This is a genomic window from Anoxybacillus thermarum (genome assembly GCF_000836725.1).
GTDB classification, from domain to species: domain Bacteria; phylum Bacillota; class Bacilli; order Bacillales; family Anoxybacillaceae; genus Anoxybacillus; species Anoxybacillus thermarum.
This window is the reverse complement of record NZ_JXTH01000036.1, coordinates 20,302-28,426: the sequence shown is the minus strand read 5'-3', so window position 1 is coordinate 28,426 and position 8,125 is coordinate 20,302. Positions and strand designations below refer to the sequence as shown.

At 41.9% G+C, this 8,125-nt stretch carries 5 protein-coding genes and 1 pseudogene; 4 read left to right on the top strand and 2 right to left on the bottom strand.

All coding sequences use genetic code 11. From position 1 onward, the window contains the following. A pseudogene (locus LH47_RS15275) lies at nucleotides 1–142 on the top strand (UPF0236 family protein); the annotation flags it as partial. An 84-nt stretch (nucleotides 143–226) separates the two neighbouring features. On the opposite strand, the gene LH47_RS09435 reads toward LH47_RS15275, so the two are convergent. Beyond that, a complete protein-coding gene (locus tag LH47_RS09435; protein WP_235341097.1) occupies nucleotides 227–583 on the bottom strand; it encodes a GyrI-like domain-containing protein in 357 nt (118 codons plus the stop codon). A gap of 110 nt (nucleotides 584–693) precedes the next feature. Between LH47_RS09435 and LH47_RS09430 the strand changes: the two genes are divergently transcribed. Together LH47_RS09430 and LH47_RS09425 are read left to right on the top strand one after the other, a co-directional pair. Next, nucleotides 694–1,065 carry a GtrA family protein gene (locus LH47_RS09430; RefSeq protein WP_043966867.1) on the top strand — a complete coding sequence of 124 codons (372 nt, stop codon included), beginning with the start codon at nucleotides 694–696 and terminating at the stop codon, nucleotides 1,063–1,065. A 102-nt stretch (nucleotides 1,066–1,167) separates the two neighbouring features. Beyond that, nucleotides 1,168–2,529 carry a methyl-accepting chemotaxis protein gene (locus LH47_RS09425; RefSeq protein ID WP_043966865.1) on the top strand — a complete coding sequence of 454 codons (1,362 nt, stop codon included), beginning with the start codon at nucleotides 1,168–1,170 and terminating at the stop codon, nucleotides 2,527–2,529. A 32-nt stretch (nucleotides 2,530–2,561) separates the two neighbouring features. Here the strand turns inward: LH47_RS09425 and LH47_RS09420 are convergent, their stop codons facing one another. After that, entirely contained in the window at nucleotides 2,562–3,461 is a 900-nt protein-coding gene (locus LH47_RS09420) for a LysR family transcriptional regulator (RefSeq protein ID WP_043966864.1), read from the bottom strand. A gap of 119 nt (nucleotides 3,462–3,580) precedes the next feature. On the opposite strand from LH47_RS09420, the gene gltB reads away from it, so the two are divergent. Beyond that, nucleotides 3,581–8,125 carry a glutamate synthase large subunit gene (gene gltB / locus LH47_RS09415; RefSeq protein WP_043966871.1) on the top strand — a complete coding sequence of 1,515 codons (4,545 nt, stop codon included), beginning with the start codon at nucleotides 3,581–3,583 and terminating at the stop codon, nucleotides 8,123–8,125.

Here is an 8,125-nt window from a genome sequence, read left to right as displayed (position 1 = left end):
CAAGCGGGTTGAACAGGCCAAACGGAAGGCAGGACGGTTGTGGGCAGATGTGGTGCGTCAGAATCTACCGTGTCTGCAGCGGTCATCCGGGACGCCGATCCATCAAGCGTTGTCGGCGCTTCGGGATTTTGGTTGGGTGTAAAAAAATGGAATACAATATCATCACTTCAAGATGAGGGATGAGAGTCCAAAAGCGCTTACGATATCAATTCCTGAAAATGGTTCGCTAACTAGTGATTGACAACACCCGTAGTGAACCGAAAAAATGTTCTCCACAAAGTCTTGACTGACTCATTGTTATACGTTGCATATCGTTTGGAACTTCTTTATCATAATGTATGCCCATAAAATAAGTAAATTTCTCATCTGTTATCGCGGATGTTGTTCCGCAAACACCTAACAACCCTTCAAGTTTGCATTTTGGTTGTTCCCATGATAAATCGATCAACTTTTCCATCAATCCATCTTTTTTGGCATATTCCCAAAGCGAAGGGATCATTTGAAACGCTTCATTTGTCTTTACTTCATATCCCTTTCCTACAATAACTAGTTCAACATCAATGTTCTCCAGTTTATAATCCATGGTATGATCTCCTTTTATTTGTATTATTTCCACCACTTGATATTTGTTTCCTTTTTATATTAACATAAAAATCCAACATGTGTTACAGATTTGTTGAGAAGGTGTGATAGATGTCTAGTTACGTTACATTTATTCGTTTTATTGTTGTAGGGATAAGTAATACAGTTGTTGATTGGTTGCTTTTTTTCTTCTTTGTATCGCTTAATGTGCCACAAGTGTGGGCACAAACTTTTGCATATAGTGCGGGGGTAGTAAACAGCTATATGTGGAATCGGATATGGACATTTCGAGTGAAGGGGGCAATTATGAAACAATTTGTTCGTTTCCTCGTTTTAAACTTTTGTTCTCTCACGGCGACGATCATTGTATTGTACGGATGCAATCAAATGTTTTCAGTTTTTTTAAGTAAATTTATGGCAACGATAAGTGGAATAGTTATCAATTGGATTGGTAGTCGTATGTGGGTATTTTCTGGAAAATAACGCCGTAAAAAAGAAATATTTTGAATTTTTATAAAAATGTTTATTTTGTTGACTTCTTATGTTATATTTGTGTTATAAAATATGACATAAGAAGGTGAGAATATGTTCTTGTTAAAGAAGGGACTAAGAAAAGAAGAGGTGAAAGAAACGAAGCAGAGCGTGGTGCTCAGTCAAATTGAAGTGGCGGCTGACCAGCTAAAGGCAGTTGTCGAGCAAATGAAATTAGCTGCTTCCTCGCTTGATGAAACATCAAGCGCAACGCAACAGAGCACATTCCAATTAATTGACCGCTTGGAAAAAACAGTAATTTATACAGCTCAAGTAGAAGAGAAGACGAAAATGATTGAACGATCGGCATTAAAAATTTCAGACGTTTCTCAGCGCATTCATGCAGATAGTGAAGCATCTTATAACGAACTGATCCGCTCGCTACACTCTTTAAAAAACCTTCAACGTGAAATGGATGATTTGCGAACAGGTCATTATGCGCTTCTTCGTCAAATGGAGCTGTTAGTAGAGCGTTCACAAGAAATTCATCACATTCTTTCGACGATTGCTTCTATCTCGCAGCGAACGAGTATTTTAGCGCTCAATGCGAATATTGAATCTGCCCGTGCGGGGGAACATGGGAAAGGGTTTTCGGTCGTTGCAAACGAAGTTGGGAAATTAGCTAACCAAACGTCAGCTGCCGTAGAGCAAACGCGGGACATTTTATCATCTATTCAGTCTGGGATCGCTTCAACCATGCATATGGTAAAATCAGAAACAGAACAAATTAACAACGGGTCAAATGAAATGAATCACATTTTCTCTGTTTTATGTGATTTTAGGGAAAGACTTCATCATATGACAGCAATGGCACACGATTCGTCGCAATCGGTCGACGAACAGACGGCGAGTGTGCAAGAAATTTCGGCTTTGCTTGAATATATTTCTTCCATGGTGCAGGAAAATAAAAATCATGCCCATGAAGTCGCAAAACATATGGATGTACAACATGAAAATGTGAAACAGGTGCTACAAGTGAACGAAGCGATTGAAAAAACATCGAACGAGTTGCAAACAATTATAAAAAACGATGAACGTGTAACGGCAACTTCCGTTGATCTACATGTGATTGAACAAATGAAAGAAAAGCTTACATTGTTTTTACGCTCTTATCCGCTCGCTCGTTTACAAACAAGTGAACATGAGGCATACTTAAATGAATTTTTAAACATGAATGAAAATGTAGAAGCTGTTTGGTCGAATCGGGTGGACGGTACGTTCATTTATTCGAATCCTCCTGCGGGACTTGTAAATGCCAAAGCTCGTCCGTGGTTTGTTGAAGCTGCAAAAGGGAATGTATACGTTTCTTCGGTGTATATATCTGCGTTAACGAAGCGTCCGTGTTTAACCATTTCCGCACCGATCGTTCAAGACGGGCATGTCGTTGGCGTTGTTGGCATTGATTTATCTGTATAAGGACAGTAAGCCGGCTATGTACATCAGCTGGCTTACTGATATCGATCCAACATTGCGAAAAATTGTTTGACGAATTGATAAAATACATTGACAGATGGTGGCAGATCGCACTTAGGTAAAATGATCCCGACATTGCGTCGGACGAGTGGGAGGTCAATTGGCACTTTCACCGTATAGCGTGGGGTTGTTTCATAAAACGTGCTCTCTGGTAATAAAGTAACGCCAATACTTGCTGAAACGAGCCCTTTGATCGCATCTAAATCTTCTCCTTCTGATGAAATAATCGGAGAAAAGCCTGCCTGTTTGCAAGCATCTTCGACGATTTTTCGCAAAATAAATCCTTGAGGAAACATGACAAACGGTTCGTGCCGCAATTCACTTAGCGCAATGCTTCGTTTCTGACTAAGTGAATGATCTTTCGGAATGAGCGCTGCGAACGACTCTGTAAATAAAATATCCCCTCGAATACCTTTTTCCTCTGTTGGAACAGGTCCTAAAAAAGCTAAATCGATTTCTCGCTTTTTTACCGCCTCAATTAAAAATTTATATGACCCTTGACGCAAATGAAAAGAAATGTGTGGATGTCGTTGTTTAAACGTAGAAATGACCATCGGCATCGTATAGCTTGCAAGACTCGTTGGAAAACCGATTTTAATCGTTCCGCGTTCTGGATCTAAATATTCCTCAATTTGTTGTTTTGCATAGTCGATCGCTTTTAGTGCTAATTCAATATGTTGTAAAAAGTGACGTCCGATCGGTGTTAATTTCACATTTCTTCCTTCTCGTTCAAATAACTTCACGCCAAGCTCATTCTCCAAATTGGCAATTTGGCGACTGACGGCGGATTGAGCAACATGCAATGCTTCAGCAGCTTCTGACACATGCTCTCGTTTCGCGACTTCCGTGAAATAAACGAGTTGTCTTAATTCCATATTTTCTACTCCTTTCCATCATTCTCGAAATGAGATGAATGTTATCTAAATTATATATTGTTTGTATGATTGTTGAAATCTACAATTATACATACATGATGACGGAATGGGGGATTCACATGAGAGGTTTACCAAAAGCGCAAGGATTGTACCGTCCGCAGTTTGAACATGATGCATGTGGGATCGGTTTATATGCTCACTTAAAAGGTGAAGCGTCTCATCATATTGTAGAGCAGGGCCTTCATATGTTACGGCAATTAGAACATCGGGGGGGGCAAGGAAGCGACCCGCAAACAGGTGACGGGGCTGGAATCATGGTGCAAATTCCTGACGATTATTTTCGTTTTGTTTGTCCATTTTCACTTCCGCCTAAAGGGCGTTATGGGGTCGGGATGATTTTCTTTTTTGAGCATAGCGAGCAGAAAAGAACGATGTTAGAACGTCAAATCAATCATATCGTTCATGAAGAAGGACAAAAGGTGCTCGGATGGCGAGATGTACCTGTTGATGTCGAAAAACTTGGAACATTAGCAAAACAAAGTCGTCCGTACATTCGGCAGCTTTTTATCGCGGCAAGCGATGAAGTGACAGATGAACAACATTTTGAGCGAAAGCTATATGTCATTCGTAAACGGGCAGAAAAAGTTGTAAAAAACAATGAATATTATTTTTCGAGTTTATCCAGTCGCACAATTGTTTACAAAGGACTAGTTACTCCTGAACAACTAGATGCTTTTTATATCGATTTACAAGACGAGCGATTTCGTTCAGCGTTTGCGCTCGTTCACTCGCGCTTTAGCACAAATACGTTTCCAAGTTGGGAGCGAGCGCATCCAAATCGTTATTTAATTCATAACGGGGAGATTAACACATTGCGTGGGAATATTCATTGGATGATGGCACGTGAAAAGCAGTTTTCCTCCCCAGTGTTTGGAGAAGATTTACAAAAAGTACTTCCAATTTTAGATACGAACGGAAGCGATTCGTCCATGCTTGATAATGCGTTTGAATTTTTTGTGTTAGCAGGAAAATCGCTCGCTGAAACGGCGATGATGCTCATTCCTGAACCGTGGTATTGGGATAAAGAGATGGATGAAGATAAAAAAGCGTTTTATGAATATTATAGCTGTCTTATGGAGCCGTGGGATGGTCCGACAGCAATCGTATTCACAAATGGCAAGCAAATTGGCGGCATTCTCGATCGCAACGGTCTGCGTCCAGCCCGTTACTATGTCACAAAAGATGACTATATTATTTTTTCATCGGAAGTCGGAGTCATCGATGTAGCGCCGGAAAATGTTTTGTATAAAGAACGATTAAGCCCTGGGAAAATGCTTTTTATTGATTTTGAACAAGGGCGCATCATTTCTGATGACGAAATAAAAACGCAAATCGCCAATGAACGTCCGTATCGTCAATGGGTAGACGAACAAATCGTTTCAATTGACGAATTAAAAACGGACGATGATGAACAATTGTTCGATGATCTCGTCACGAAACAAAAAGCGTTCGGGTATACGTATGAAGATGTCGAAAAAACGATCATTCCGATGGCGACGGAAGGAAAAGATCCGACAGGAGCGATGGGAAATGACACGCCGTTAGCGGTTTTGTCCGATCGGCCACAAAGTTTGTTCAATTATTTTAAACAACTATTTGCGCAAGTGACAAATCCGCCGATCGATGCCATTCGTGAATATACTGTTACATCGACGGTGACGTTTCTTGGAAGAGAAGGGGATCTGTTAAACCCAGATGCGTCGGCTGCCCGTCGCATTCGTCTGGATTGTCCGATTATAACGAACAAACAATTAAAGGCACTTCGAATGAATCCGTATCGCGAATTTTTATGCGTTACATTATCTACTGTTTTTACAAATGATTTAAAAGGAGCGTTAGATGAATTATGTCAAGCGGTAGATGAAGCAATTGCCAACGGTGTGACGTTAATTATTTTATCCGATCGATCAATGAATGAGCAGCGCATAGCCATTCCTGCGCTTTTGGCAGTCAGCGCGGTGCATCAACATCTCGTGCGGAAAGGGACGCGTACAAAAGTAAGCTTAATTGTTGAAAGCGGAGAAGCGCGCGAAGTACATCATTTTGCTGCGTTAATTGGTTATGGAGCGGACGCCATTCATCCATATATAGCTTTTGCGACGATTCGTGAAGCGGTCGAAAAAGGGATTATCGCGTCCACATATGAACATGCGGTCGAAACGTATAAAAAAGCAGCGACAGATGGCGTTGTGAAAGTGATGTCAAAAATGGGTATTTCAACGGTGCAAAGCTATCGCGGTGCGCAAATTTTTGAAGCAATCGGTATTGGAAACGATGTTATTGAACAATATTTTACAGGAACAGCATCGCAAATTGGCGGAATCGGCTTAAACGAAATTGCTCAAGAAGCAAAAATGCGCCATATGCAAGCGTTCCACACATCTTATGATCAAACATTAGATTCTGGAAGTGAATTGCAATGGCGTAAAAACGGTGAACATCATGCGTTTAATCCGAAAACGATTCATACGTTACAATGGGCGTGTCGAAAAAATGACTACGAACTATTTAAACAATACTCGAAAATGGCAAACGAAGAGCAAATCACATTTTTGCGTAACTTATTTACGTTTGATGAAACGCGCACACCGATTCCTATCGAGGAAGTCGAGCCGATAGAAGCGATTGTACGCCGGTTTAAAACAGGAGCGATGTCATATGGTTCGTTGAGCGAAGAAGCCCACGAAGCGCTTGCGATTGCAATGAATCGCATCGGTGGAAAGAGCAATAGCGGAGAAGGTGGGGAAGATCCGCGACGCTATGTGCGAGATGAAAATGGTGATTTTCGTCGCAGCGCAATTAAGCAAGTTGCATCGGGACGATTCGGTGTAAAAAGCCATTATTTAGTCCATGCCGATGAGTTACAAATTAAAATGGCGCAAGGTGCAAAACCGGGAGAAGGAGGACAACTTCCTGCCAATAAAGTATATCCGTGGATTGGAAAAGTGCGTGGATCTACGCCTGGTGTCGAGCTTATTTCGCCGCCACCGCATCATGATATTTATTCCATTGAAGATTTAGCTCAACTCATTTATGACTTGAAAAATGTGAATCGGCATGCGCGTATTAGTGTGAAACTCGTTGCAAAATCTGGTGTTGGTACAATCGCGGCAGGAGTGGCTAAAGGTGGTGCCGATGTGATCGTTATTAGCGGATATGACGGTGGTACGGGCGCTTCCCCAAAAATGAGCATTAAACATGCCGGTCTTCCGTGGGAGCTCGGTTTAGCTGAAACGCATCAAACGCTTATGTTAAACGGATTACGAGATCGTGTTGTATTAGAAACAGACGGAAAATTAATGACTGGTCGTGATGTTGTGATGGCCGCATTGCTTGGAGCTGAAGAGTTTGGTTTTGCGACCGCTCCGCTTGTCGTTTTAGGGTGTGTCATGATGCGCGTTTGTCATTTAGATACGTGCCCTGTTGGTGTAGCGACACAAAATCCTGAATTGCGGGCAAAATTTACAGGGAAACCGGAGCATATCGTCAATTTCATGTATTTTATTGCCCAAGAAGTGCGTGAGATAATGGCGCAACTCGGTTTCCGCACGATCGAAGAAATGGTTGGGCGGGTAGATGTATTAAAAATAAGCGAGCGGGCGAAACGACATTGGAAAGCGAAACATCTTGATTTATCGCGCTTGTTGTATCAAGTGCACGGGCCGAGAACGTTTTCTAAACCGCAAAACCATCGTCTCGACGAAACGCTTGATCATACAATTATTTTGCCTGCGATAAAGAAAGCGCTAGAAGATAAAAAACCGGTACAGTTACATGTCCCGATTCGTAACGTTCATCGCACAGTCGGTGCAATGGTAGGTAGCGAAATATCAAAACGATACGGAGAAGAAGGTCTTCCAGAAGATACGATCCGACTACATGTTCACGGATCAGCCGGACAAAGTTTTGCAGCATTTGTACCAAAAGGAATGACGATGACACTCATCGGAGATGCGAACGATTATGTTGGAAAAGGGTTGTCAGGTGGAAAAGTAATCATTCGTCCGCCACATGAAGCGGAGTTTGCATGTAGAGACCAAGTGATTATCGGAAACGTGGCGTTTTACGGCGCAACAAGCGGTGAAGCGTACATTCGCGGTCGAGCTGGGGAACGTTTTTGCGTTCGCAATAGCGGAGTTGTTGCCGTTGTTGAAGGTGTTGGGGATCATGGCTGTGAGTATATGACAGGTGGACGTGTCGTTATTCTCGGTTCTGTTGGAAAAAATTTCGCCGCGGGAATGTCGGGTGGTATTGCATACGTACTTGCTGATGACGATGGGTGGAAAAAACGTGCAAACCATGAACTCGTTTTATTTGAATCATTAGTCGACGAAAACGAAATACGAGATGTGCAACATATGATTATGAAACATTACGAATATACAGAAAGCCCGAAAGCGGCGTATGTGCTTGCAAATTGGGAACATGTTGTGAAAGACATCGTCAAAGTCATTCCGAAAAATTATAAGCTTATGATTGAAACGATTGAGGCGCTGAAGCAACGCGGATTGTCGCATGATGAAGCGGTATTTCAAGCATTTGAAACGGTTGCAAGCAAAAAAGGTGTTGTAACTGAAAAAGTAATCGAAGCGGTCGCGAAGTAA